Consider the following 23,431-nt stretch of genomic DNA (forward strand, 5'->3'; position numbering starts at 1 on the left):
CGGATCGGCGCGCTAGGCGGCCTCTTCCTCGGCGTCCTTCCGCTTGATCAGGAACTTCATGTCCCCCTCCAGAACCACGGTGTCGTCCTGGTTCTCCATCACGCAGTCTAGCACGACCAGCCCGGCGTCCTCGCGGCTGAGCTCCTTCTTCTCCGAGACTTCCATCTCCAGCTGGAGCGTGTCGCCGATGGTGACGGGGTTCGGGAGGTCCATGTAGTTCATCCCCAGGAAGGCGACGGCGGTGCGCTCGACGATACCGGTGCGGTAGACGAACCCGGTGGCCTGTACGAACGTCATCGGCCCGTGGGCGATGCGCTCGCCGAACTCCTGCTCCTCGGCGTACTCCGCGTTGGTGTGGAGCTCCGTCCAGTCGCCGCTGAGCGCGGAGTGCATCACGAAGTCCGACTCGGTGACGGTGCGACCGACGCTGATGAACTCTTCGCCGACCTCGAAGTCCTCGAAGTAGTGCGGTTCGTAGCTGTAAGCCATACCCCCGGGTTCGCCCAGTCGCCGTATATAGCTCCCGGAGGCGAGGCAGGGACCGACGGCGCCGACCCCCGCCGACCGGCACTCCTTTGCACGCGCTGGCGGAAGGGGCCGTCTATGTCCGAAGTTCCTGAAGCGACCCGCGAGCGCGTGGCGTCGGACCCGTTCTGTGCGAAACTCGGTATCGAGGTCGTCGACCTCTCGGCGGGCCGCGCCGTCGCGGAACTCGCCGTCACCGACGAGCTCCTGAACTTCCACGGCACGCCCCACGGCGGCGCCGTCTACTCGCTGGCCGACGCCGCCTTCGCCGCGGCATCGAACTCCCGCGGGGAGACGGCGCTGGCGCTCGAGACGAACATCTCCTACCTCGACACCGTCGACGTGGGTGACAGCCTGACCGCGACCGCCCAGGAGACCCATCTCGCGGGCAAAACGGGCGAGTACGAGGTCGAGGTCGCCAACGAGAGCGGGGACCGCGTGGCGACGTTCCGCGGACGGGTGTACCGCCCCGAGTGAGCCGGTGGCGGGCCGCCCGCGGCAGCGCCTATCGGTGGTCGTAGACGCGCTGGACCTTCCCGACCTCGGTGCGGGCGATCCCGCCGGGCTCGACCAGCGTGAGCTCGTCCGGCGTGAAGCTGAGGACGTTCTCCAGCCGTTCGAGGATCTCCTCCCGCAGTTCCGTGTGGCCCCTGTCGCTGTCCTCGGCGCGCTCGACGGTGAGCTCCATCACGTCGAGGTTCTCCTCACGGTCGAGATCGATCCGGTAGTGGGGGCAACGCCGTCGATGTCCAGCACCGCGTGCTCGATCTCGCTGGGGTAGAGGTTCACCCCGCGGACGATCAGCAGGTCGTCGGCGCGACCGGTGACGTTGTCCATCCGGACCATCGTCCGCCCGCACTCACACTCCTCGTAGTCGAGCGTCGTCAGGTCGCCTGTCCGATAGCGCAGCACTGGCAGCGCCTCCTTCGTGAGCGTCGTGAGCACGAGTTCGCCCTCCTCACCCTCGTCGACCGGCTCGCCGGTCCGCGGATCGACGACCTCGGGGAGGAAATGGTCCTCCCAGATGTGGAGGCCGTCCTGGGCCTCGTGGCACTCGTTGGAGACGCCGGGACCGATGATCTCCGAGAGCCCGTAGATGTCGATCCCGTTCACCCCCAGGCGCTCCTCGATCTCCTCGCGCATGGGGTCGGTGCAGGGTTCGGCGCCGAAGATGACCGTCGAGATGGGGAGCTCCCGGGGGTCGTAGCCCATCTCCTCGGCGGTCTCGGCGAGGTAGAGCGCGTAGGAGGGCGTACACGTGAACACGTCGCTCTCTAAGTCGACCATCAGCTCGATCTGTCGTTGGGTCTGCCCACCGCCGACGGGGATCACCGTGGCGCCGAGCTCTTCGACGCCGTAGTGGAGGCCGAGACCGCCGGTGAACAGCCCGTAGCCGTAGGCGTTCTGCACGGTGTCGCCGGCCTCGGCGCCGGCGGCAGCCAGTGATCGGGCGACGACTTCGCTCCAGACGTCGATGTCGTCGTCGGTGTAGCCGACGATCTTCGGTTTGCCCGTCGTCCCCGAGGAGGCGTGGATCCGCGTCACCTCGTCGTCGTCGACCGCGAACAACCCGTCGGGGTACTCCTCCCGGAAGTCTTCCTTCGTCGTCATCGGGAGCTGTCGCACGTCGTCGACGTCCTGGATGTCCGCCGGCGACACGCCGGCCGCGTCGAGCTTGTCGCGGTAGAACGGCACGTTCTCGTAGGCTCGTTCGACCGTCTCGCGCAGCCGTTCGGCCTGGAGCTCCCTGATCTCCGACCTGTCGGCCGACTCTATGGGCTTGTGTACCATTCGACACGCTGAGAAGGTACGACGGAAGTAAAAACCATGAGGGTTCGGCAACCCGGTGGGGTTCTCCCCCACGGGAAGCCTTTTCGCCGAACCGCCAGAACGAACGTCCATGCGGGACGCCTACATCATCGGCGCGGGGCAGACGGAGTTCGGCGCGATGCCCGGCGAGAGCTATCGATCGCTGTTCACGGCGGCCGTCGATCACGCACTCGACAGCGTGCCAGCCGGCATCGACACCGACGCCGTCGACGAGGCGGTCGTCGGCTCGCTCGGCGTCGGCGGGCGCCAGATCGGGCTCTCCGGGCCGGCAGTCACCGAACACGCCGGTCTCGACGGGATACCGAGCACGCGCGTCGAGAACGCGTGTGCCGCCTCGGGCTACGCCGTCAGGCAGGCCGTCCAGGCGGTCAGAAGCGGAATGGCCGACGTTGTCCTCGCGGGCGGCGTCGAGGTAATGACGGACATGAGCGGCGACGCCGCGAAGTACTGGCTCGGCGTCTCGGGGGAGACCGAGTGGGAACGCCTGACCGGCACCACCTTCGCCGGCGTGTACGCCCAGATGGCCAGCGCGTACTTCGACCGGTACGAGGCGACGCCGGAGCATCTCTCGAAGATCGCGGTCAAGAACCACGCGAACGGCGCGAAGAACCCGAACGCCCATCTCGGCTTCGAGTGCTCGCTGGACGACGCCACCAGCGCGCCCGCCGTCGCCGACCCGTTGAACCTCTATCACTGCTGTCCGACCTCCGACGGCGCCGCGGCGGTGCTCGTGGCGAGCGAGGAAGTGGTCGACGAGTACAGCGACGACCCGATCCGCGTCGCCGGCGTCGGCGCCGCCAGCGAGCGCGTTGGGCTGTTCGAGCGGGACACCTACACCGGGATCGACTCCTCGACGATGGCCGCCGCGACGGCCTACGAGCGCGCCGGGATCGAACCCGCAGACCTCGACTTCGCCGAGGTTCACGACTGCTTCGCGATCGCGGAGCTGCTGGCCTACGAGGATCTGGGGTTCTGCGAACGTGGCGAGGCCCACGAACTCGTCGAGGCGGGCGCGACGGCGCTCGACGGCGACCTCCCGGTCAACGCCTCGGGGGACTGAAGTCGAAGGGCCACCCGATCGGCGCGACCGGTGCGGGCCAGATCGCGGAGGCGTACAAACAGCTCCGGGGTGAGGCCGGCGACAGGCAGGTCGCTGACGCCGAACGCGGGCTAACACACAACGTGGGTGGCAGCGGCGGGGCGGCGGTCGTGCACGTCCTCGAACGGGAGGTGGGGCGATGACTGACGACGTGTCGGCGAGCGAGCCGGGTATCGCCGCCATCGGCGCGTACACCCCGCGACTCCGCGTCGACGCTGCGGCGTTCGAGGAGGCGTGGGGGCGCTTCGACGCCGCGGGGGTCCAGGCGAAAGCCGTCCCCGAGGCCGACGAGGACGCACTCACGATGGGCGTCGCGGCGGCACAGCGCGCGCTCGACGCCGCCGGCCGAGACGGTGAGGCGATCGCCCACCTCGCGTTCGCGACAACGACGCCGCCGATGGCCGAGGAAGACCTCACGCCGCGGCTCGCGAGCGTGCTCGGCGCGCCGGCGGACGCGGCTACGCGCACGCTCACGGGGAGCACCCGCGCCGGCGCGCAGGCACTGGCGGGGGCGCTCGATGCGGGCCCCTGGGGCCGCCCGGCTGAGCAGGCGGACAGCATCGGGCTCGTCGTCGTCGCCGACAGTCCACGCGGCGCGCCCGACAGCGAGATCGAACACGCCGCCGGCGCCGGCGCGACCGCAGTCGTGCTCGCCCCGGACGGCGCCGGCACGGTCGTCGACCGCGCCGCACACGTCGAATCGGCCCCCGGCAGTCGGTTCCGCGGGGCCGGCGACGCGGAGACGACCGGTCTCGGTATCACTCAGTACGACCGCGAGGCGTTCACCACGGCGCTCGGCGGCGCTGCCGACAGCCTCGACGCCGATCTATCGGGCGTCGACGCCGCGGCGGTCCAGTCACCGGACGGCAAGCTCCCGTACCGGGCCGCCGGCGCGCTCGGCGTCGACACCGAAACGATCGCCGCGGGGGAGACGGTCAGCCACCTCGGCGACACGGGCGCCGCGAGCGCGTTCCTGGGCGCCGCCTCGGCGTTCGACGACGGCGCCGAGCGCGTGCTGCTCGCGGCCTACGGCAGCGGGGCCGGCGCGAACGCGTTCGTCGTCGACGGCGCGGTGCCGGTGAGCGCAGCGCTCTCGGGGGAGGATCAGCTCTCCTACGCCGAGTATCTCCGCCGGCGCGGCGAGATCACGACCGGCGAACCCGAGGGCGGCGGCGCCTACGTCAGCGTCCCCGCCTGGCAGCGGTCCACGCCTCAGCGCCACCGACTCGTCGCCGGTCGCTGTCCGGACTGCTGCGCGCTGAACTTCCCGCCCGGCGGCGCCTGCCGTGACTGCGGGGGGCGCCCCGACGCCTACGAACGGGTCGAACTCCCCGGGCAGGGAACCGTCGAGGCGGTGACCACGATCGCCCAGGGCGGCGCGCCCCCGGAGTTCGTCGAGCAGCAGTCCCGCAGCGGCCCGTTCCTGAGCGCGGTCGTCGCGCTCGACGGCCCCGACGGCGGGGGCGTGAGCGTCCCCACACAGCTGCTCGGCGACGCCGAGGCCGTCGAGATCGGCACGCGCGTCGAGGCGACGATCCGGCGGATCTACGAGCAGGAAGGCGTCATCCGCTACGGGTTCAAGATGCAGCCCGTCGGGCGTCGCCGGTAGGCGGCCGTTCCCGCGGGTGGCGGCGAACTGCCGCCGAGGTGGCGGCCCCGACGGGCGCGTGACAGGCGGTTTTTTCTCCGCGCCGCCCCGGCGTTCGGACATGCACGTAGCCGTACTCGGCGCCGGCACGATGGGGCACGGGATCGCCCAGGTGTCGGCCATGGCGGGCCACGACGTGTGGATTCGGGATATCGAACGGGAGTTCGTCGACGACGGGCTCGACGCCATCGCGGAGAACCTCCAAGGCGGCGTCGAACGCGACAAGGTGACCCAGGAAGAGAAGGCAGCGACGCTCGACCGCCTCGCCGGTACCACGTCGCTGGAGGCGGCCGTCTCGGACGCCGACATCGTGATCGAGGCGGTTCCGGAGGAGATGGCGATCAAACAGGAGACGTTCGAAGCCGTTGAGGAACACGTCGACGACGACGCGATCGTCGCCTCGAACACCTCCTCGCTCTCGCTCACCGAAATCGCGAGCGCGCTGGACCGCCCGGAACGTGCGGTCGGTTTGCACTTCTTCAACCCTGTGCACATTATGGAATTGGTAGAAATTGTGGTCGCCGAGCAGACGAGCGAGGCGACCCTCGACGCCGCCCGGGAGTTCGTCGAGGGGATCGACCGAACCCCCGTGGAAGTGACGGACTCGCCGGGGTTCGCGTCCTCCCGACTCGGCGTCGCGCTCGGCGTCGAAGCGATGCGGATGGTGCAGGAGGGCGTCGCCTCGCCGGAGGACATCGACGCCGCGATGGAGCTGGGGTACAACCACCCGGAGGGGCCGATCGCGCTCGGCGACGTGGTCGGGCTTGACGTGCGACTGGACATCCTCGAACACCTCCGGGAGGAGTTGGGCGAGCGGTTCCGCCCGCCGCAGATACTGAAGCGGAAGGTCCGGGCCGGCAAGCTCGGCAAGAAGACCGGCGAAGGGTTCTACGTCTGGGAGGACGGTGAGATCGTGGGCACCAGCGGCGACTGGGGGAGGAGTGATGATCGAAGCCGTCGCGTCCGACTGTGAGACCGTCGACGCCGAGGTGGGCGGTCGGGGCGAGCACGTGGCGACGATCACGCTCCGCCGACCCGACGCGCGAAACGCGCTGAACGCCCAGCTTCGCGAGGAGCTCATCGAGATCGTCGAGGCCGTCCCCGAGAGCGACGTGCGAGTGGTCGTGCTCACCGGCGCCGAGGAGGCCGGCGCGTTCGCTGCCGGCGCCGACGTGACCGAACTCCGAGAGCGGGACGCGTTGGAACAGCGCGAGGCGAGCAAGCGCCCGCGGGTGTACGAACACGTTGCGGACTGCCCGATGCCGGTGATCGCCCGGATCAACGGCCACGCCCTGGGCGGTGGCTGTGAGCTCATCCAGGCCTGCGACGTCCGGATCGCCCACGAGGACGCCAAGATCGGCCAGCCCGAGATCGGCCTCGGGATCATGCCCGGCGGCGGCGGTACCCAGCGCCTGCCGCGCCTCGTCGGCGAGGGGCAGGCGATGCGGCTGATCCTCTCGGGCGACCTGATCGACGCCCGGGAGGCCCACGAGATCGGGCTCGTCGACGAGGTCCACGGCGACGGGGCGTTCGACGACGCGGTCGACGACCTCGCGGCGTCGATGGCGGCGAACAGCCCGGTCGCGCTGGAGTTCGCCAAGGAGTCGGTCAAGGCCGCCTCGCAGTTGGGGCTGGAGGACGGGCTCGATTACGAGGCCGAACTGTTCGCCCAACTGTTCGCGACGGCGGACAAAGACGAGGGGATCGACGCGTTCCTCGAGGACCGCGAGCCCGAGTGGCGCGGCGAGTAGGACCCACAGGGGAGTTTTTGCCCCGTAGCGGGAACGGTGGGTATGGACATCGACGCGTTCTTCGAGGCGATGCCGTTCGCGGACCTGCTCGGCATCGAGATCACCGAGGTGAGCGAGGGTCACGCCGAGGGGCGAATCGAGCTGCGTGAGGAGTTGGCCTGGGACGCCGCGGGAACGACGGCCCACGGCGGCGTGACGTTCACGCTCGCGGACACCGTCGGCGGCGCGGCGCTGGTCTCGCTCGTGGAGCAACCGGTGCCGACCGTCGATATGCGCATCGACTACTTGGAGCCCGGCAGCGGCGACCTGGCCGCCGAAGCCGACGTGGTGAGACTCGGCGACGATATCGGCGTCGTCGAGGTCGGCGTGTTCACCGAGGAGACACACGTCGCCGACGCTCGCGGGGTGTACAAGACGGGGTGACCAGTGCTTGCCGACGGATTAAACCAACTACCACGATACAGAACGCCCCGGTGACCGGGGACGACGACAGATTAGCAGGACCGTACAGCGCACGAGTGCCGTACCGCGCTCGTGGTCCCTGAATCAGCCATCGCTGGTGACCGGATACCTCGCTATCGGAGCATAGCCCCTTTTGTGTGCCCCGGCCAAACGTGGACCATGAAAGACGGTACGGCGCCTGTCGAAAACCACGAGACGGCTGCGTGGTATCGGACGCTCGTCGAGGAAGTAAACGATCTCGCGACGGTTGTCGACACCGACGGGACGATAACGTACGTGAGCCCGGCAGTTACACGGATCCTCGGCTACGAGCCTGATGAACTGATCGGCCACGAAGGGTACGAGTTCGTTCACCCCGACGATCGGGACCGCAACGCCGAGGCGGTGGAGCGCGTGCTTTCGGACGGCAGCGAACCCGAGACTGTCGAAGTCAGGTTCAAGCACGCTGACGGATCGTGGCGATGGATCGAGGCCACGATGCGGAACCGACTCGACGACGGCGTCATCGACGGCATCCTCCTCAGCAGTCGAGATATCACCGAGCGAAAAGCGTACGAACTCGAAGCGCAGGAGCTCGCCGACGAGTACGAGGCCCTGTTGAACAACGTCGAGGACGCGATCTTCCTCGTCGACGTCGCAGGGGGCGAGGACGATGTCACATTCGAGTTCGAACGCCTCAGCCCCTCCTACGAGCGACAAACCGGAATCACGACCGAAGAAGTGCGGGGACGGACACCCGGGAGGTGTTCGGTGAGGAGCAGGGTGCGGGGCTCGAAGCGAACTACCACCGCTGTGTCAGCGCCGGGACGCCGATCTCCTACGAGGAGGAGCTACTGGTCGACGAGGGGGCACGCTTCTGGCAGACGAAGCTGGCCCCGGTCATCAGCGATGGCGACGTTACTCGTCTCGTGGGAGTCACGCGGAACGTCACAGACCGCGTCGAACGGGAGCGAAAACTCCGCCAGCAGAACCAACGCCTCGACGAGTTTGCGAGCGTCATCTCACACGACTTGCGCAACCCGCTCAACGTCGCACAGGGTCGTGCGACGCTGCTCGCCGAAGAGGCCGAAAGCGACCATCTCGAGCCACTGCTCAACGCGCTCGATCGGATGGAGGCAATCGTCGAGGACACCCTGACGCTCGCTCGGCAAGGTGACACGATAACCGATACGGAGCCGGTGAGTTTGACTGACCTCGTGGGGAAGTGCTGGGCGACCGTCGATACCGGCGACGCGACCATCGAAATCGTCGACGATGTGACGTTCGAGGGCGACCCCGACCGATTACGTCACGTGTTCGAGAACCTGTTCCGGAACGCAGTCGAACACGGTGGTTCGGACGTGACCGTCCGTGTCGGCTCCCACGGCGAACAGGGAATTTACGTCGAAGACGATGGGCCAGGGATCCCCGCGGACGAGCGCGAATGGGTGTTCGAAGCGGGGCACTCGTCGGCGAAAGGTGGGACTGGTTTCGGGCTGACCATCGTGAAGCGGATCGTCGAAGCCCACGGCTGGGAACTGGCTGTGACCGACGGAACGGCGGGCGGCGCACGCTTCGAGATCGAGATGTCCGAGGACGGCGAACTGTCGTAACTGGGCGGGCGCCTACGCCAGGATCCACGGCTTCTCGTCGGGGTCGTACTCGCTCATCGCGCCCGAGTGGCTCAGGGTCGCCGGCGAGAGCACGCCGACGTGTTTGAGCTGCTGAACGAAGTTGAACAGGACGTTGTTCCGGATCACGTCCCGCCAGACGGACTGATCGGCGTACAGCCGCCGGGTCTGGCCGCTCTCGATCAACTGCCGGGCCCGAACGGCGCCGCGGGTCGTACAGAACGCCCCGAGAAACACGTTCGGGTACTCGTGCACCAGCCGCTCGACGAGGTCGAGGAAGTGAACGCGCGGGCCCTCGGCGCGAAGCGCGTCGAGCAGTAGCCCGAACTCGGGGTGGCGCGAAAAGGCGTTCCGGAGCAGGATCGCCAGCGGGCGATGGCGTTCGGCGACCGTCGAGCCGCGAGTCTCCGCTTTCAGAAGGCGGAGGTCGTCGAGCGCTTCCACGCCGTAGCCCCGGAGCACCGTCGCGGAGAGTTCACCCTGTTCGGTCAGTTCGTGCGGTCGCTCCCCCGTCAGCAGGCCGAGCGTCCGCGCGCTGGCGACGGCGGCGTCGCCGGCACCGAAGCCGTACTCGTCCGCCAGCGCGTCGACGAGTTCGTCGCGGGCGAGGGGGCCGTGGCGGTCGACGGCGACGACTGGCGCGAGGTAGTTCAGCGGCTGGGCGAGGCTGAGCGTCGTCACGTCGCCGCCGAACGCGTTGCCGCGGAGTCGTACCGCGAGCTGCCCCTCGACGTCGGCGACTTCGGTGTCGGCCTCGACGCTCGGGGGCGGCGCCAGCTGTCGAGTCCCCCGTCGTCGACGCCGATGACGCCGACGCCTTTCGCCCGCAGGAGATCGGTGTGCTGGGCAACGGCGTCGGCGTCGCCGGCGAGGTAGGACACGTGGGCGCCCTGCTGGTAGGTCAGCGCCTGGCCGATCCCGCGCAGGAGGTTGCTCGCCCCTTCACCTCGACCGCGAACACGCGGTTGGCGTTCGTGAAGCCGATCACGTCGGGGTAGCGCCCCCGGATCGTGATCTCGTGGCGCTCGCACCGATCGAGTACGTCGGCGTACGTCTCCTCGTGGGCTGCCGGCACGTGGACCAGCGGCTCGAAGCTCCGGGCAGTGAGTTCGTCGACGACGTGATCGAACACCGCTGGCTCGTCCATACCCCGTGCTGTGGGAGCTGGTACTAAACGTCCCCGGCAGTCGCTCCGGGAGTACCCACCCGAGCAACCGGCCCGCGGTTCGGTGTCGACTCAGTCCACGTCACAGTACGCCCGTATCGCCGCGGCCTCGGCTTTCCGGACTAACTCGCCCGCGGTGCTCGGTGAACAGTCCAGAACGCGTGCGACATCCGTGATGGCTCCATCGCGGGGGACCTCGTAATAGCCCACCGAGATCGCGGCGTCCAGTGCCGCCCGTTGCCGATCGGTGAGCGGTGACGAGGCGTGTTTTCGTTCGAAGACGTCGACCTGCTCGATCGTGACGTCGGCGAGCGCGGTGAGTTCGTCGTAAAACCGACGGAGGGCCGTCGCTTCCCCCACCGCCTCGAACGTCACTGATCCGGTGTCGAGAAACACGACGGGCGGGAGGAAGATCACGGCGGAGTCAGCCATCGTCTCGAGTACGGCTGTCGGGAACTCGTAGGCTGACTGCTGGAGGAAGGCGTACGTCCCGTCGATATCTTGGACCAGATTGCTCGTCACCAACGAGTCGATCTCGTCGATCACCGCCGCAGTAGCCTCACGATCCCCATCGCACCACAACAACGTCGTCGCGTCCGCCGTCGGCGTCCACATGAGCAACTCGGCGCGCTGGATGGGGGTGCCGTCCATGATTTTTCGGTGGAGTGGATGCTTGAACTCCGCCGGATACGTCGCCGAGAACTGAATCCGTTTCATGCCGACCGTGAAGGCGGTTTGGCTGAACGGCATATTAATTAGCGTGATCAGTCGGCGTCGACGCCGCGACCGGTGAGACGGTCCGAGGCTGGACTCCAGCCTGAACCGATCGGACGTACGGAACAGAGCCACGACATCGTCGAATCAGGCCCACCCCGCCGCGACGGTGACGACGTAGGCGAAACAGTTGTTCAGCATGTGCATCAACACCGCCCCGTGAGGTTCTCGTACCGCAGCCGGAGGATCGCCGGGAGGAACCCCCAAACGGCGATGAAGACCGTTCCGGCGACACCGAAGTTCGGGAGGTGGATCACCGCAAACAGTAGCGTCATCAACACCGTCGCGACGACGGGCCCGAACCCTCGCTCGGTAAGCGCTTCGAGTACGAGCCCCGATAGAGGATCTCTTCGGTGATCGGCGCCAGCACGACTGCGCCAACCACGACGACGGCCACCGCCGTCGGATCGCGCAACGAATACGACAGTCCCTGCAGATCGTAGCCGAGCAGGGCGTTCAGTTGGGCCGTCGCCTGATACACCCCAAGCCCGACGACGAAGGCGGCGATCGCCGCAGCCGCCTCGGTCACTGAAGGCCACCGGAAGCGGAATACGGCCGATCGCCCGGTGGGCGTCAAGAGCGTGTACAGCAGTCCGACGACGGCCAGGTTGACCACGCCGTAGAACAGATACCCGGTCGGCATCGAGTACGACCCGGGCGACGTCCCAGTGACGGTGCTGTGGACTGCGTACAGTAGCGAGATCAGCGGAACCGGGAGTACCGTGAGCACGAGGATAGTGCCGAACCGGTCACCGGGCGACTCACTGATACGCACGCTCCGCAGGCGCTCAGGGAAGCTGAGCGAGCCAGCCATCAGTACGTGTTCAACACCTCCGGCGTACACTCGAGGAGCGTTCCGAGATGGTCCGCGTCCTCGATAGCGTGCAACTCGGCGGTCGGTATCGCCGTCGCGAGGCGACGAGCCCCGCCGATCGGGACGTTGGTGTCGTTCTCGCCGTGCCAGAACGTCACCTCGGCGTCGATGTCGGCGTAGTCGATCCCCAATCACTGGCCGTGTGGCGGAACTCTGTCACGGCTCCCTGGCGGCTCTGTGCAAACGCCTCGACGAAGTCTCGCTTCACGACCGCCCCCGTCTCGTGGGGGATGGATCCGTCGTTCCCCCCGTAGTGTACTGTGCAGTGACGAACGACGGGTCGAGCCGATCGGCCAGCCACGCCTGCCCCCTGAACAGGCCACGGAGTATCCTCGGTGTTGTCGTGGCGAGCCCCGTAAGGAGTCGCTGGACGGCAGGCGTCTCGTCGTCAGTGGTCGGCGGTGTGGCGCCGGCGACGACGTCGACTCGCGTAATTCGGTCCGGGACCGTCGCCGCCGTCGCCAGTGCGTAGGGGCTGCCGCCGGAAAACGCCACGAGGCCGGCCGTATCGACGCCGGCGTCGTCGAGAACGGGCGTCAGGAACCGAGGGGCGTCGTTGACGGCTCTCTCGGGCCACGGTGACGATTCACCGAACCCAGGTCTGTCCGGGGCGAGCAGGCGGACCCCGGACTGTGCGGCCGCCGAATCGAACAGCGCTGCCAGGCGACTCGACCCGGGTGTTCCGTGCAGGAACACGACCGGCGAGCCGTTCGGATCTCCGTACTCCGCGTACCGGAGGTCACGGTCACCGGCAATCGTGGTCGTTTCGTGTCGTGCTTCGTCCAACTCCGATATTTCGTCGTGCGCTTCGACGGTCGGTGTCGTCATTCAACAACTGGTACGGGCCGATCGTGGATGTGACTACTCCCGGATCTGTACGGTGGTTTAAGTACTCTCGTGAACCGGACTCACGATTGGGGAGGGGCTGCGGGGTCGTCAAGCCCAGGTGATCGCCTTCGAGGCGACGCCGGGCACCCAGTTCGCCGCGAAGGGTGCCATCAAGTACCAAGAACCGGATATCCACACATGGAGTTCGCCGTCAACGTCCCCGTCTGTGCGGGCAGTTCGGAGTACAGCACGCTCGCGTTCTGCGAGGAGCTCGAGTGGGCGAAACAGCGCGACTACGCCGTCGCCGTCGAGGAGTTGGGGTTCGACGGGCTGGCAGTTCCGGACCACATCATGGCCGGCGCCGGGCCGACGACCGAGGGGTTCTCGACGCTCGCCGGCCTCGCGGGCGCCACCGACGACGTGTACCTCTACCCCAAGACGTTCAACGATCAGCTGCGCCACGGCCCGCTGTTGGCGAAGGCGCTCGCGCAGTTGGACCACGTCTCCGGGGGCGGCTGAAAGTCGGGATGGGCGCCGGCTGGAAGCAGGACGAGGCCGAGGCGTTCGGCTACGACTGGCCGGACGCGCCGGACCGCCTGCGCCGGATGGAGGAGACGGTCGAGGTCTGCCAGGCGCTGTGGACCGGCAGCGACGTGGACTACGACGGCGATTACTACCAGCTCGACGGCGCCGACGGACGCCCGCACCCGGTACAGGATCCCTACCCACCGATCATGATCGGCGGCGGCGGCGAGCAGTTCACGCTCCGCATCGCCGCCAAACACGCCGACACGTGGAACTACTGGGGCGACCTCGAGATGCTCCGGGGGAAACTCGACGTGCTCCGTGACCACTGCGAGACGTACGGCACCGACTTCGACGCCATCGAGAAGTCGTGGTTCGCCCGCTGTGTGATCCGTGAGACCGAGGCGGCGGTCGAGGAACTGCTCGACGCGATCCCGCGGTTCCGTCCGGAGAACTTCGAGGACGACGAGTTCCACCTGGTTGGCACCCCTGAGCAGGTCGCCGCCGACATCGAGCGCTACCGCGAGGCCGGGTTCGAGGAGATCGTCCTCGAGTTCGTCGACTTCCCGGACACGACGGGGCCCGAACTGTTCGCCGAAGAAGTCGCGCCGCAGTTCGACTGACCCCGGCGGTTGGGCGTGGTACGTCACCGCTTGCCGAACACGTAAGGTGACTGGCGCCGACGCACACGTATGACCGACGCAGCCATCGTGACAGGTGCGGCAAGCGGTATCGGGCGTGCGACTGTGGATCTGCTCCGGGAGCGGTACGATCTCGTCGCCGGCATCGACGTCGACGACACCATGCGCGAGGTCGCCGAGGAGTTCGACGACGTGGCGGGCTACGTCGCCGACGTGCGCGACCACGAGCGGATCCAGGAGATCGTCGACGACGTGGAGGAGCGGGCCGACGTGGTCGCCGTCGTCAACAACGCCGCCATCTCCCGGTACGAGTGGATCGGCGACCTCGGCCCGGAGGAGTGGCACGAGATCATGGACGTGAACCTCACCGGGCAGTACAACCTCGTCCACGCCGCGGCGCCGCGGATGTACGAGCGCGAGCGCGGCACCGTCGTGAACGTCTCCTCGGGCGCCGGCAAGAAAGGCTCCGCCAGCGGCGGCGTCCACTACTCCGCCTCGAAGGCCGGCATTTTCGGCCTCACGAAGGGGCTAGCCAAACAGCTCGGCCCCCACGTCCGCGTGAACTGTATCGTCCCCGGACTGATGGAGACCCCGCTGACGACCGACTCGGGGCTCTGGACCGAGGACGGGATCGAGTCGTTCACCGACCGTGTGCCGCTTCAGCGCCTCGGCCAGCCCGAGGAGGCCGCGGAACTGATCGACTTCCTCTGTTCGGAGCGGGCGAGCTACATGACCGGCGCCGTCGTCGACGTCGACGGCGGCGCGGGGCTGGTCTGAGGCGATCGGGCGTCGGCGCTACTGCGTTTCGACGAACCGCTCGGCCGCCTCGCGGGCGTTCCGCAGGCGGTGCCGCAGCCGTGTGACTTCGCGGGTCAGCGTGGTCTCGGCGAACCGTTCCTCTCGCCTCGTGCCGTCGACGCCCGCCGCGCGCCGGAGTTCCGGCAGCGGCTCGTGGGGCAGGGCGGGCTCCTGATCGTAGTCGCGGACGCTGTTGTACAGCGCCGGCACCAGCTCGTTGCCGAGGGCGACCTGCAGATCCTCCGCGGCTGCTGCGGTGTCGGAGCCGACGGCGTCGACGCCCTCGATGACGCCGTAGGCGGCTTCGAGGGCGTCCGCCAACGCATCGAGGTCGTCGTGCACCCCGGCGAACTCCCGGTCGGTTTCGGCCTCGACCGCCGCCACTTGCTCGCGTACGTCCGCGACGGTCGCCCGGAAATCGTGGGGGAGCGTCGGCGAGTCACAGATCCGGCTGGCCAGCGCGACAGCGATGCGGGTCTCCTCGGCCAGCACGCCGATATCGACCTTGTCACGGGTGTCAGCGGGCGTGTGCCACCACCAGCCGCCGCCAACGGGGCCGCCCGCCTCGCCGGGCTCGAGCCGCGCGCCGGAGAGCAGCGAGGTGAGGCCGGCGCCCCAGAACGACTGGTCGGAGTTGCGTGCTGGGCGATCGGCGCCGAGGAAGTTCCCGTCGCCGCCGCCGTCCAGCAGCGGGAGGTCGCCCGCGCTCTCCAGCACGTCGAGATGTTCGTCGCCAAGTTCGGCCATCTCCTGGTGCCAGAGCCCGTCGGCGCCCTGCAGGCCGTTGAGGTCGAGGTGGTAGTAGGCGACGCCGTTCTCCCGAAGGTCCAGCCACTGCTGATCGGCCCACCACGCGCTGCCGGCGTAGCGGCCGGTCGAGTGCGCGGGCCAGAAGCCGAACACCAGGCCCCGTGCGGGCGGGTCCTCGGCGAAGATCCGGGCGAGTTCGAGCGTCGCCGCCATCGCGGTCGCGTTGTCGGTGATCCCCTCGTACCAGGAGTCGACGTGATTGCCGACGACCATGTAGCGGTCGCTCTCGGTGCCGTCGATCCGCCCGACTGGACAGGGGAGCGTCGTGAGCTCGGTCGTGACTTCGGTCGTCACGGTCGCCTCGACTCGCCCCGCCGCACAGCGCTCGCGGAGCCAGTCCCCGGCGTCGTGGGTCACCTGCGCCACGGGCAGGTCGGGGATATCCTCGGCGTCGTCGAGCCCGGGGGTCCCCCACACCGGCGTGACGATCATCTCGTGCAGCTGGTCGGCGTTGACGGACTGGTAGATCACCGCCGCCGCGCCGGCGGCGTCGAGGAGCTGGATCGGCTCGGGGGTCGGCAGCCCCGTGGTGAAAGCGATCTTGCCGTCGAGATCCGCGGCGGCGACGGCTTCCTCGGTCACGTCGTCGACGCGGACGACGTCCCCCGAGACGCCGCCGGGGGCGTACTCGCGCCGAAGGAGGTGGTGATGGCCTCGTCGAACGTCTCCCGGGTCGGTGTGGTCACGTCGACCTGGGCGTCCTCGGGAACGCTGATGTACCCCTCGAACTCGTGGATCTCGGCCTCACAGCCGTACTCTCGCAGGGTCTCGACGACGTACTCGCTGGCCTGCCACTCATCGTCGGTGCCCGAGATCCGCTCGGTGCCGTCGAACGCGTCGACGTGGCGTTGGAGTTCCTCCGGGTCCACTCGGTCTCCGAGCGCTGCTTCAGTCGATCTGTCGATGGGGTCGAGCATGTCTATGTGGTTGGTGAACGTGTGTATAGTCCTTCGTGTGCCGGCTATCAGTCGAACCGCTCTCTCGGGTGGTTGATGCGGGTCGGTCCGGATCGGCTCTTTCGGGACCGCAGCCGAGTGGCTCGCGGTCAGCGGAACACCTCGGGGGAGTTAGGCGTCGAAGAACGGCGCGAGTGCCTCCCGCGAGGGTTCCGAGGTGAGGTAGGAGCCGACGACCATCCCGACCAGGCACATGAGCACGCCCGGCACGACCGGGTCGATCTGTGCCAGGACGCCGGTGATGACGCCGGCATCAGTGCCGAAGTGCCACACGAGCACCGACGCGAAACCCAGGATCATTCCGGCGAAAGTGCCGGGGGTGTTGATGCGCTCCCAGTGTAAGCCCAGCAGGAGCGGCATCGAGAACGTCGCGCCGATGATCGCGGCCTGTAGCAGCACGATGAACTGCACCAGTCCGCCCAGCGCCTCGCCGTACAGCGCCAGGAAGAACGGGACGATCCCGACGAAGATCACCGCGAGCCGGTTCGCCCACAGCTTCCGACTCTCGCTGGCCTCGGGGTTGAGGAGTTCGGCGTAGATGTCGTGAGCGATCGCGCCCCCCGAGACGATCATGATGGAGTCGACTGTGGAGAGCATCGCCGAGAGCACCGCGCCGATGACGAGCGCGCCGAGGATCGGCCCGAGCACGTCGATGCTCATGATCACGCTCGCGAGGTCGGGCGTGGTGAGCTGGGGGTAGAGCACGCGCATGCTCATCCCGACCACCGCGACGCCGGTCGCGATCAGGATCTGGAAGATCAGCGTCGTCCCGATCGCGTACCGGACCGTCTGCTCGTCGCGCATCGAGTAGATGCGGACGATCTCGTAGGGCGCGCCGAGCATCCCGAAGCCGAACGCGAGCGCGATGGTGCCGACCTCGAGCGGCGTGAACGCCCAGCCGATGTACGCCGGGTTGAGCGAGGTCAGCATCAGCTCCAGCTCGCCGATGCCGCCGACGTTGCCCAGCAGGATCGGGATCGCGATGATCGCGCCGACGGTCATGATGATGATCTGGACGAAGTCCGACAGCGCGCTCGCGCGCATCCCGCCGAAGGCGGTGTAGGCGATGATGATCGCGACCATGATCGCCATCCCGACCTGGGTCGAGACGCCGAAGATGGACTGGAAGATCAAGCCGGCGCCGGTGTACTGGGCGCTGATGTACACGGTGTAGGCGACGACGATCAGCAGCGCCGAGAACGCGCGCATCCGATCACCGCCGGCGCCGTCGTCGCCGAATCGTACCGCGATGAAGTCGGGGACAGTGATCTCGCCGAAGCGGCGCATCTGCGGCGCGACGAACACCAGCGAGACCAGCCAGCCCAGCCACAGGCCGACCCAGATGTAGATGAAGCTGACGCCCGTCAGGTAGTGGACGCCGATCGTGCCCACGAACGTTCCGGCGCTCATCTGTGTCGCCGAGAGCGTCGCCGACCCGACAGCGGGCCCGATCTCGCGGTTCGCGACGAGGAAGTCGTCCTCGTCTTGGGTTTTGAGGTAGCCGTACACCCGATCCCGAAGATGACGAGGAAGTACAGCGCCAGGGTGATGACGAACACCCAGCTCACGGTACCGATAACCGCCATCAGCGACCACCTCCACGTTCGAGGTCCTCGCTACCGATCTCCTGTTCCGATACCTCCTGTCCTTTATGTCGTGCCCACAGCATCGCGCCCGTCACGAACAGCAAGCCGACGATGACGAACGGTGCGAGCATTGCGATTAGTGATGCCATGTCTCGTATCAAGCCGTCTTGCGGTCGATTGCCAGTCCTCCCACGACGACGCCGACGATCACAACCACCCCGAGCAGCGAGTAGAGCGTATCCTCGGAGAGGATACCGGGGCCGGATTCACCGTACTCGGCCGCGACGAACCCCGGCACGTGCAGGAGTTCGTAGGTGGCGGTGTTACCGTCGACGGCCGTCGGGCTCGGGAACGCGCTGCCGGAGACGGTCGTGCCCTCGGGCAGCGTCAGGGTGGCGTCGACGACGTTCGCCTGTCCGGGCGTCGAGTACTCCGGCACCCAGAGTGGGACTCTGAGGTCGCCAGCCGGGCCGGCGACCTCGTACTCGAGGGTGACAGTGACGGTGTCGCCGTCGCTAACGTCGGCGACGGGTACCGAGACCGACAAGTGGCGATCTTCCTCGGTAACTGACGCGTCGACGCTCTCGCCGTCGACGGTGGCGGAGATGTCGCCGATCTCACGGTCCGGCAGCTGCCACATCGTGCCGCTGATCGAGGCGAGTTCGTTCTCGCCGCTACCAGCCGAGCCGATCTCGAACTGGTACTCGGCGGTGACGGTGCTGGTCTCGCCGCCGTCAACCGCAATCGACGTCCCCGTCAGGTCGACTGACGGCGAAGCGTCCTGCGCGGCGGCCGTGCTGGGCCCGAGGATCAGTCCAGCCACGAGAAACGCCGCGAGAAGCGCGGTTCCGACGGATCTGCTACAGGTTGGTCGACGAAGCATGGTTGGGTAAGGGACGCATGGTTCGTTGTGGTGCGTTACACAGGGGCATGTACTCTCGATTTATAAATAGATTTTCCCAAATTCTGTATATATTGGGAATACGATTAGTTTCGAGACTGGCAAAATCACCGAGTAACGGAGCTAAAACGGCAAACCAAACAATCGGATTGTGAGCGACAACATGTTTCCCCTATCCGATACGTTTCTCACAACAGCCGGCTTGGCTGTCACACGGTCGGCGCCGTCAGGGCCGGATCACGACTTTCCCGATCACGTCGCGGTCCTCGATGGCGGCGTGGCCCTCGGCGATCTTGTCCAGTGAGAGTACCCGGTCGATCCGCGGGTCGAGTTCGCCGTCGGCGACCAACGAGAGCACGTCCCGGAAATCCTGTCGGTTGCCCATGGGCGCGCCGCGGATCTGTCGGTGGTGTTGGTACACCGACCGGATGTCGATGTCCGGGTCCGGGCCGGAGGTAGCGCCACAGACCACCATCCGGCCGCCCATCGCCAGCGAGTCGATCGACTGTTGCCACGTCGCCTGTCCGACGTGTTCGGCGACCAGATCGACGCCGCGGCCGTCGGTCAGGTCCATCACCGCCTCGTCGAACGGGACCTCGGTGTAGTCGATCACCTCGTCGGCGTACTCACCGACGACGTCGGCTTTCGCCGCGGTCGAGGTCGTGGCGTAGGTGGTCGCCCCGAGCCGATCGGCGATCTTGAGCGCGGCGTTGCCGACGCCGCCGCTGGCGCCGAGGATCAGCGCGGACTCGGCGGGTCTGAGCTCGCCGGCAGTGACGATCATCCGCCACGCGGTCGTGAACGTCACCGGCACCGCTGCGGCGCCGACGAAGTCGAGCGACGCGGGTTTGGGTTCGAGCGTCCACTCGGGGACGACGACGTACTCCGCGAGCCCCCCGGGTCGGTCCTCGCCGATGATCTCGTACTCGGGGCACATCGTGTGTTCACCGGCCATGCAGAACTCACACTCGCCACAGGAGACCCCCGGGTAGACGACGACCTCCTCGCCGACCCACGTATCGTCGGCGTCGTCGCCGACGGCGTCGACGACGCCCGCGATGTCACAGCCCGTCCGCTTCGGGAAGTCGCCCTCGTCGCCGGGGTGACCTGTCCGGGCGAACACGTCGAGGTGGTTGAGTGCGACCGCCTCGACCGCCACGCGCACCTCGTTCGGACCGGGCTCGGGATCGTCCACGGTGGTGACTGAGAGCGCTTCCTCTGGGGTCCCGTATTGGGTAATGTGGGCGGTCCGCATACTCGTAAGTCGCGTGTGCAGGGCAAAAAGCCGCGGGTCAGAACCGCCGACGGGTTTTTGTCCTGTCAGGTTATACTGTCCTCTATGAAGAAACGCATTCAGCACGCGGTTCGACGCGCACAGTTCGCCGCCGCCGGCGCCGCCCTCGGTGGTGGACTCGGCGGGCTGGTCGGCAAGAACGCTGCGAGCACGGGCGCCGGCTTCGGCGCGCTGATCGGCGCTACGGTCGCGGAGAAAGTGGGGCCCGCGGACGAACTGAAAAAGCGGCTCAAGCGCGGCGACGCCGACGCCGCCGAGTAGCGCCGCGCCGCTTCTCAGCGTCGCCGACTGTTCGCGTCGGCGATCACCCTAGTCGTCTGCCGGTGCCGAGCTGTCGGTGGAGACGCCAGTGCCCGGCCCCATGTCGATACCGAGGTCGTGGAGCTTCTCGTCGGGGACGACGCCGTCGACCCAGCCGCGGTGGTCGTAGTACTCTTGCTTCATCGCGTCGAGTTCGCAGAGTTCGCCCTCGATACCGCCGCCGGCAGGCACAGCGTCCTCGTCACCCTCGACGAAGCGCCCCGGCAGCGTGTCGTCGTCGCCGTCGAAGCCGGCGAGGTTGTTGTAGTAGCGTTCGAGGTTGTAGACGCGCTCGCCGGCCTCCATGAGCTCCTCCTCGCCCACGGAGCGGCCGGTCATGCCGTTGTACTGGTCGATGTATTCCTCGATCCCTTCGGCGAAGGCGTTGAACTTGCAGATGTCGAAGGAGTCCGAGATGGCATGCAGGTCCTGGAACGCCGCAGTGAGTTCGCCCTTCCCCTCCCACTCGGTCGGGTCGACCTTCTCCGGGATGCCGAGGATCTCCGCGGCGGGCGTGTAGCCGCGCAGGTGGCAGGCGCCGCGGTTCGAGGTGGCGTAGCCGATCCCCATCCCCTTCATGCCGCGCGGGTCGTAGGCGGCGATCGCCTGGCCCTTCACGTCGAGGCGGCAGTCGTGGGCGTCGAGTGCTTCGGCGGCGCGCTTCTGCCCTTCCGCGAGCGTGTCGGCGAAGTCGCCCTCGCGCTGACCGATCTTCTCGATCATCTCGGTCATCGCGTCCACGTCGCCCCAGTCGATACCGTCAGCGTCGTCGATGTAGCCCTTCTCGGTGGCCTCCATCGCGAACGCGAGGATGTTCCCGGTCTCGATGCTGTCGATGCCCAGATCGTTGCACCGGTCCATCATGACCGCGATCATGTCGCGGTCGTCGTTCATCGAGTTCGGGCCGAGCGCCCACGCGGGCTCGTACTCGTAGGACTCCATCCGGACGTTGAGGTCCTGGCCCTTGTGGTGCACGTCGACCTCGACTTCCTTCTTACAGGCGACCGGGCAGGAGTGACAGGTCGGGTCGTCGACGAGGATGTTCTCCTCGACGTTCTCCCCGGAGACCTTCTCGGAGTCGATGTTGAGGTCGTCGGGCTCCTTTTCGGCCTCCGTGCTGGTGGAGGTGAAGCGGCCGTTCCGGGTCGGCAGGCCGTCCATCTCCTCGGTCAGGTTCATCAGGACGTTCGTCCCGTACACCGAGAGCCCGCCCTCGTTGGGCGCGGTCACGTCGGACTCCTGGATCGCCTGCATCGCGGCCTTGTGTCCCTCCATGAACGTCTCGCGGTCGGCCGGCTTGGGCATCTCCGTGCCCGACTTGACGACGACGGCCTTGAGGTTCTTCGACCCCATCACCGCGCCGGTGCCCCCTCGACCCGAGGCGCGGTCGTCCTCGTTGATAATGCAGGCGTACCGAACCTGGTTCTCGCCGCCGGGGCCGATGGCCATCGCCGAGAGGTTCTTGCCGTAGGCGCCGTCGACCTCCTCCTCGAGGGTGTCGATGGCGTCGTGGAGGCCATCGCCCCAGATGTGGCTGGCGTCACGGAGCTCGACCTCGCCGTCCTCGACGACGGCGTAGACGGGTTTGTCGGCCTTCCCTCGAACAGGAGGCCGTCGAAGCCGGCCCACTTCAGGCGGGCGCCGCTCCACCCACCGTGGTGAGAGTCGGTTACCGTCCCCGTCAGCGGGGACTTGGTGACGACGGCGATGCGGCCGCTCATCGGCGCCTGCGTCCCCGTGAGCGGGCCGTTCATGAACGCCAGTAAGTTCTCCTCGCCCAGCGGTTCGACGTCCGGCCCGTTGTCGAACACGTACTTCACGCCGAGGCCGCGCCCGCCGATGTACTTGCGCGCGTCCTCGTTGTCGATGCTCTCGTAGTCGACATCACCCGCACTGAGGTCGATACGGGCGACGTTGTCGTGGAATCCTCCGAGGTCAGTCATAAGTAATGCTCGTTACTTACATAGGGGCTATCAGCTGTTAGTCGTTCTCACACGATTGTAACCACATTCGTTTACTACCCCACCGGCGAGACCGTGCGGGACTGGGGAGCAATCCGGGCGCTGTCATGCGGTTTCCTGCGCCGGGAGCTTTATCCGCGTTGCCGCCCCACTCACAGCCATGGAGACGGTCACACTCGGCGCTCCGGAACCGATCCTCGATTCCCTGCCCGGTGACGACGACGCGCGCAAGGACATGCGCGAGGCGGTGGCCGGGTGGGAGCGCCGCATCAACGACGCGATCGAGGCGGCGGACGACGACAGCGAGGCGGTCGGCTACGTCCTCGACGCCGTCGAGCGGATCGAGTCACGGATGGAGCGGTTCGACGAGTTCATCCCCGAGCTCCGCGCGTGGGGCCAGTCGCCGATTTACGCCATCTCGTGGCGGAACCTCTACGCCGAACTGATCGCACAGCTGTACGACCACGACGTACTCGGCGAGGCGCTGGACCGCGAGCGCAACCAACGCCTCGTCGAGGACGGCATTCGCTTCGGGGACCGATGAACGTCGAGCTTCGCTTCTTCGCGACGTTCCGGCAGGCCGTCGGGCAGAAAGTCGTCGAGCGGGAGTTCCCCGAAGGGACCACCATCGGCGACGTGCTGTACGAACTGGAGGCCGAGTACGACGAGCTGGCGGGCCAACTGATCGAAGACGACGACCTGCGGCCGCACATCAACGTGCTCAAAAGCGGCCGCGAGGCGCTGCATCTCGACGGGATGGAGACCGTGCTCGAAGACGGCGACCGGCTCAGCATCTTCCCCCTGTCGCCGGCGGATGATGCGCAGGGAGAAGCAGTTCCGGGGGATATCGATGCGGCTCGCGCGGAACTACCTCGAGAACCTCGGCGGCACGGCCGTCGACGACACGACGGTCGAGGCCGACGACTGGCGAGTCGACCTCTCGGCGGAGAAAGTCGCGATCGGCCCCTCGATCGAACTGACCGAGGTCTCCGTGGCGTTCGAGGCCGACGACGAGTTCGGCGAGGAGAACTTCGAGCAGCTCGTCGCGGATTTCTCCCGGAAGGCGATGCGCGCGGGTGGCTGATCGGGCGGT

25 protein-coding genes and 6 pseudogenes are annotated in these 23,431 nt (G+C 67.5%); 14 read left to right on the top strand and 17 right to left on the bottom strand.

Annotated features, from left to right (window positions below; translation table 11 throughout):
- Nucleotides 1-12: 12 nt before the first annotated feature.
- The gene (locus SY89_RS07950; protein ID WP_054583810.1) at nucleotides 13-489 is read right to left on the bottom strand and encodes a MaoC family dehydratase; all 477 of its coding nucleotides are present in this window, start codon (nucleotides 487-489) and stop codon (nucleotides 13-15) included.
- Between the two features lie 114 nt (nucleotides 490-603).
- Here SY89_RS07950 and paaI point away from each other — a divergent pair, with 114 nt between their 5' ends.
- The gene (gene paaI, locus SY89_RS07955; protein ID WP_054583811.1) at nucleotides 604-1,002 is read left to right on the top strand and encodes a hydroxyphenylacetyl-CoA thioesterase PaaI; all 399 of its coding nucleotides are present in this window, start codon (nucleotides 604-606) and stop codon (nucleotides 1,000-1,002) included.
- Between the two features lie 28 nt (nucleotides 1,003-1,030).
- Here the strand turns inward: paaI and paaK are convergent.
- Nucleotides 1,031-2,316, bottom strand: a pseudogene (paaK, locus tag SY89_RS07960) (phenylacetate--CoA ligase PaaK).
- 109 nt (nucleotides 2,317-2,425) lie between these two features.
- On the opposite strand from paaK, the pseudogene SY89_RS07965 reads away from it, so the two are divergent.
- From SY89_RS07965 to SY89_RS18320, 7 genes and pseudogenes are all read left to right on the top strand, one after another.
- A pseudogene (locus SY89_RS07965) lies at nucleotides 2,426-3,597 on the top strand (thiolase domain-containing protein).
- Nucleotides 3,594-5,063, top strand: a complete 1,470-nt coding sequence (locus SY89_RS07970; protein ID WP_054583812.1) for an OB-fold domain-containing protein — start codon at nucleotides 3,594-3,596, stop codon at nucleotides 5,061-5,063. Before SY89_RS07965 ends, SY89_RS07970 begins: the two are co-directional and overlap by 4 nt.
- A gap of 100 nt (nucleotides 5,064-5,163) precedes the next feature.
- Nucleotides 5,164-6,075, top strand: a complete 912-nt coding sequence (locus SY89_RS07975; protein WP_054583813.1) for a 3-hydroxyacyl-CoA dehydrogenase family protein — start codon at nucleotides 5,164-5,166, stop codon at nucleotides 6,073-6,075.
- A complete protein-coding gene (locus SY89_RS07980) occupies nucleotides 6,047-6,853 on the top strand; it encodes an enoyl-CoA hydratase/isomerase family protein (RefSeq protein WP_054583814.1) in 807 nt (268 codons plus the stop codon). The genes SY89_RS07975 and SY89_RS07980 overlap by 29 nt, the downstream gene beginning before the upstream one ends.
- Before the next feature lie 42 nt (nucleotides 6,854-6,895).
- Nucleotides 6,896-7,276, top strand: coding sequence for a PaaI family thioesterase (locus SY89_RS07985; RefSeq protein WP_054583815.1), 381 nt, complete (start codon nucleotides 6,896-6,898; stop codon nucleotides 7,274-7,276).
- A gap of 198 nt (nucleotides 7,277-7,474) precedes the next feature.
- Nucleotides 7,475-7,816, top strand: a pseudogene (locus SY89_RS18315) (PAS domain S-box protein); the annotation flags it as partial.
- 242 nt (nucleotides 7,817-8,058) lie between these two features.
- Nucleotides 8,059-8,907, top strand: coding sequence for a sensor histidine kinase (locus SY89_RS18320; protein WP_239685551.1), 849 nt, complete (start codon nucleotides 8,059-8,061; stop codon nucleotides 8,905-8,907).
- Nucleotides 8,908-8,919: 12 nt separating this feature from the next.
- Here SY89_RS18320 and SY89_RS18325 read toward each other — a convergent pair whose 3' ends face one another.
- From SY89_RS18325 to SY89_RS08010, 8 genes are all read right to left on the bottom strand, one after another.
- Nucleotides 8,920-9,606, bottom strand: a complete 687-nt coding sequence (locus SY89_RS18325) for a hypothetical protein (protein ID WP_239685552.1) — start codon at nucleotides 9,604-9,606, stop codon at nucleotides 8,920-8,922.
- Nucleotides 9,603-9,806 carry a hypothetical protein gene (locus SY89_RS18330; RefSeq protein WP_239685553.1) on the bottom strand — a complete coding sequence of 68 codons (204 nt, stop codon included), beginning with the start codon at nucleotides 9,804-9,806 and terminating at the stop codon, nucleotides 9,603-9,605. Before SY89_RS18330 ends, SY89_RS18325 begins: the two co-directional genes overlap by 4 nt.
- A 20-nt stretch (nucleotides 9,807-9,826) precedes the next feature.
- Nucleotides 9,827-10,072 carry a hypothetical protein gene (locus SY89_RS18335; protein WP_239685554.1) on the bottom strand — a complete coding sequence of 82 codons (246 nt, stop codon included), beginning with the start codon at nucleotides 10,070-10,072 and terminating at the stop codon, nucleotides 9,827-9,829.
- Nucleotides 10,073-10,162: 90 nt separating this feature from the next.
- On the bottom strand, nucleotides 10,163-10,807 hold the full coding sequence (locus tag SY89_RS08000) for a helix-turn-helix domain-containing protein (RefSeq protein ID WP_054584689.1): 645 nt from the start codon (nucleotides 10,805-10,807) through the stop codon (nucleotides 10,163-10,165).
- 203 nt (nucleotides 10,808-11,010) lie between these two features.
- Nucleotides 11,011-11,139 carry a hypothetical protein gene (locus SY89_RS18340; RefSeq protein WP_239685555.1) on the bottom strand — a complete coding sequence of 43 codons (129 nt, stop codon included), beginning with the start codon at nucleotides 11,137-11,139 and terminating at the stop codon, nucleotides 11,011-11,013.
- Nucleotides 11,139-11,507: a hypothetical protein gene (locus tag SY89_RS18345; protein WP_239685556.1), complete on the bottom strand. Its 369-nt coding sequence runs from the start codon at nucleotides 11,505-11,507 to the stop codon at nucleotides 11,139-11,141. Before SY89_RS18345 ends, SY89_RS18340 begins: the two co-directional genes overlap by 1 nt.
- 170 nt (nucleotides 11,508-11,677) lie before the next feature.
- Nucleotides 11,678-11,869 carry an alpha/beta fold hydrolase gene (locus tag SY89_RS18350; protein ID WP_239685557.1) on the bottom strand — a complete coding sequence of 64 codons (192 nt, stop codon included), beginning with the start codon at nucleotides 11,867-11,869 and terminating at the stop codon, nucleotides 11,678-11,680.
- Nucleotides 11,870-11,942: 73 nt separating this feature from the next.
- A complete protein-coding gene (locus SY89_RS08010; protein ID WP_239685558.1) occupies nucleotides 11,943-12,524 on the bottom strand; it encodes an alpha/beta fold hydrolase in 582 nt (193 codons plus the stop codon).
- Between the two features lie 240 nt (nucleotides 12,525-12,764).
- On the opposite strand from SY89_RS08010, the pseudogene SY89_RS08015 reads away from it, so the two are divergent.
- Together SY89_RS08015 and SY89_RS08020 are read left to right on the top strand one after the other, a co-directional pair.
- Nucleotides 12,765-13,714, top strand: a pseudogene (locus tag SY89_RS08015) (LLM class flavin-dependent oxidoreductase).
- A gap of 69 nt (nucleotides 13,715-13,783) precedes the next feature.
- Entirely contained in the window at nucleotides 13,784-14,509 is a 726-nt protein-coding gene (locus tag SY89_RS08020; RefSeq protein ID WP_054583817.1) for an SDR family NAD(P)-dependent oxidoreductase, read from the top strand.
- An 18-nt stretch (nucleotides 14,510-14,527) separates the two neighbouring features.
- On the opposite strand, the gene SY89_RS08025 is transcribed toward SY89_RS08020, so the two are convergent.
- The 6 genes from SY89_RS08025 to SY89_RS08045 form a co-directional block, all read right to left on the bottom strand.
- On the bottom strand, nucleotides 14,528-15,922 hold the full coding sequence (locus SY89_RS08025; RefSeq protein ID WP_054583818.1) for a M28 family metallopeptidase: 1,395 nt from the start codon (nucleotides 15,920-15,922) through the stop codon (nucleotides 14,528-14,530).
- Nucleotides 15,919-16,257, bottom strand: a complete 339-nt coding sequence (locus tag SY89_RS08030; protein WP_054583819.1) for a hypothetical protein — start codon at nucleotides 16,255-16,257, stop codon at nucleotides 15,919-15,921. The genes SY89_RS08025 and SY89_RS08030 overlap by 4 nt, the downstream gene beginning before the upstream one ends.
- 150 nt (nucleotides 16,258-16,407) lie before the next feature.
- The gene (locus tag SY89_RS08035) at nucleotides 16,408-17,805 is read right to left on the bottom strand and encodes a sodium:solute symporter family transporter (protein ID WP_054583820.1); all 1,398 of its coding nucleotides are present in this window, start codon (nucleotides 17,803-17,805) and stop codon (nucleotides 16,408-16,410) included.
- Between the two features lie 76 nt (nucleotides 17,806-17,881).
- Nucleotides 17,882-18,013 carry a hypothetical protein gene (locus SY89_RS19060; protein ID WP_275575401.1) on the bottom strand — a complete coding sequence of 44 codons (132 nt, stop codon included), beginning with the start codon at nucleotides 18,011-18,013 and terminating at the stop codon, nucleotides 17,882-17,884.
- Between the two features lie 26 nt (nucleotides 18,014-18,039).
- Complete coding sequence (locus SY89_RS08040) at nucleotides 18,040-18,705, bottom strand: hypothetical protein (protein ID WP_054583821.1); 666 nt, start codon at nucleotides 18,703-18,705, stop codon at nucleotides 18,040-18,042.
- A gap of 304 nt (nucleotides 18,706-19,009) precedes the next feature.
- Complete coding sequence (locus SY89_RS08045; RefSeq protein WP_054583822.1) at nucleotides 19,010-20,038, bottom strand: zinc-binding dehydrogenase; 1,029 nt, start codon at nucleotides 20,036-20,038, stop codon at nucleotides 19,010-19,012.
- An 84-nt stretch (nucleotides 20,039-20,122) separates the two neighbouring features.
- Here SY89_RS08045 and SY89_RS08050 point away from each other — a divergent pair, with 84 nt between their 5' ends.
- Complete coding sequence (locus SY89_RS08050; RefSeq protein ID WP_054583823.1) at nucleotides 20,123-20,338, top strand: hypothetical protein; 216 nt, start codon at nucleotides 20,123-20,125, stop codon at nucleotides 20,336-20,338.
- Between the two features lie 48 nt (nucleotides 20,339-20,386).
- On the opposite strand, the pseudogene SY89_RS08055 reads toward SY89_RS08050, so the two are convergent.
- Nucleotides 20,387-22,320: pseudogene (locus tag SY89_RS08055) on the bottom strand (aldehyde ferredoxin oxidoreductase family protein).
- Between the two features lie 178 nt (nucleotides 22,321-22,498).
- Between SY89_RS08055 and SY89_RS08060 the strand changes: the two are divergent.
- The 3 genes and pseudogenes from SY89_RS08060 (at nucleotide 22,499) to SY89_RS08065 (ending at nucleotide 23,422) form a co-directional block, all read left to right on the top strand.
- Entirely contained in the window at nucleotides 22,499-22,882 is a 384-nt protein-coding gene (locus SY89_RS08060) for a hypothetical protein (protein WP_054583824.1), read from the top strand.
- Nucleotides 22,879-23,139: pseudogene (locus SY89_RS15880) on the top strand (ubiquitin-like small modifier protein 1); the annotation flags it as partial. The gene SY89_RS08060 and the pseudogene SY89_RS15880, both read left to right, overlap by 4 nt.
- A 16-nt stretch (nucleotides 23,140-23,155) precedes the next feature.
- Entirely contained in the window at nucleotides 23,156-23,422 is a 267-nt protein-coding gene (locus SY89_RS08065) for a hypothetical protein (RefSeq protein WP_054584690.1), read from the top strand.
- The last annotated feature ends 9 nt before the right edge of the window (nucleotides 23,423-23,431 follow it).

The organism is Halolamina pelagica (assembly GCF_001307315.1).
Classification (GTDB): Archaea; Halobacteriota; Halobacteria; order Halobacteriales; family Haloferacaceae; genus Halolamina; species Halolamina pelagica_B.

Excerpts from the sequence above, each read along its gene's own strand:
- paaI (WP_054583811.1), top strand. The coding sequence starts at position 604 with ATGTCCGAAGTTCCTGAAGCGACCCGCGAGCGCGTGGCGTCGGACCCG.
- SY89_RS18340 (WP_239685555.1), bottom strand. The coding sequence starts at position 11,139 with ATGACGCTACTGTTTGCGGTGATCCACCTCCCGAACTTCGGTGTCGCC.
- SY89_RS08020 (WP_054583817.1), top strand. The coding sequence starts at position 13,784 with ATGACCGACGCAGCCATCGTGACAGGTGCGGCAAGCGGTATCGGGCGT.
- SY89_RS07970 (WP_054583812.1), top strand. The coding sequence starts at position 3,594 with ATGACTGACGACGTGTCGGCGAGCGAGCCGGGTATCGCCGCCATCGGC.
- SY89_RS07985 (WP_054583815.1), top strand. The coding sequence starts at position 6,896 with ATGGACATCGACGCGTTCTTCGAGGCGATGCCGTTCGCGGACCTGCTC.
- SY89_RS08045 (WP_054583822.1), bottom strand. The coding sequence starts at position 20,038 with ATGCGGACCGCCCACATTACCCAATACGGGACCCCAGAGGAAGCGCTC.
- SY89_RS07975 (WP_054583813.1), top strand. The coding sequence starts at position 5,164 with ATGCACGTAGCCGTACTCGGCGCCGGCACGATGGGGCACGGGATCGCC.
- SY89_RS07950 (WP_054583810.1), bottom strand. The coding sequence starts at position 489 with ATGGCTTACAGCTACGAACCGCACTACTTCGAGGACTTCGAGGTCGGC.
- SY89_RS08030 (WP_054583819.1), bottom strand. The coding sequence starts at position 16,257 with ATGCTCGACCCCATCGACAGATCGACTGAAGCAGCGCTCGGAGACCGA.
- SY89_RS19060 (WP_275575401.1), bottom strand. The coding sequence starts at position 18,013 with ATGCTCGCACCGTTCGTCATCGTCGGCTTGCTGTTCGTGACGGGCGCG.
- SY89_RS08050 (WP_054583823.1), top strand. The coding sequence starts at position 20,123 with ATGAAGAAACGCATTCAGCACGCGGTTCGACGCGCACAGTTCGCCGCC.
- SY89_RS18345 (WP_239685556.1), bottom strand. The coding sequence starts at position 11,507 with ATGCCGACCGGGTATCTGTTCTACGGCGTGGTCAACCTGGCCGTCGTC.
- SY89_RS08065 (WP_054584690.1), top strand. The coding sequence starts at position 23,156 with ATGCGCAGGGAGAAGCAGTTCCGGGGGATATCGATGCGGCTCGCGCGG.
- SY89_RS18335 (WP_239685554.1), bottom strand. The coding sequence starts at position 10,072 with ATGGACGAGCCAGCGGTGTTCGATCACGTCGTCGACGAACTCACTGCC.
- SY89_RS07980 (WP_054583814.1), top strand. The coding sequence starts at position 6,047 with ATGATCGAAGCCGTCGCGTCCGACTGTGAGACCGTCGACGCCGAGGTG.
- SY89_RS08060 (WP_054583824.1), top strand. The coding sequence starts at position 22,499 with ATGGAGACGGTCACACTCGGCGCTCCGGAACCGATCCTCGATTCCCTG.
- SY89_RS08000 (WP_054584689.1), bottom strand. The coding sequence starts at position 10,807 with ATGAAACGGATTCAGTTCTCGGCGACGTATCCGGCGGAGTTCAAGCAT.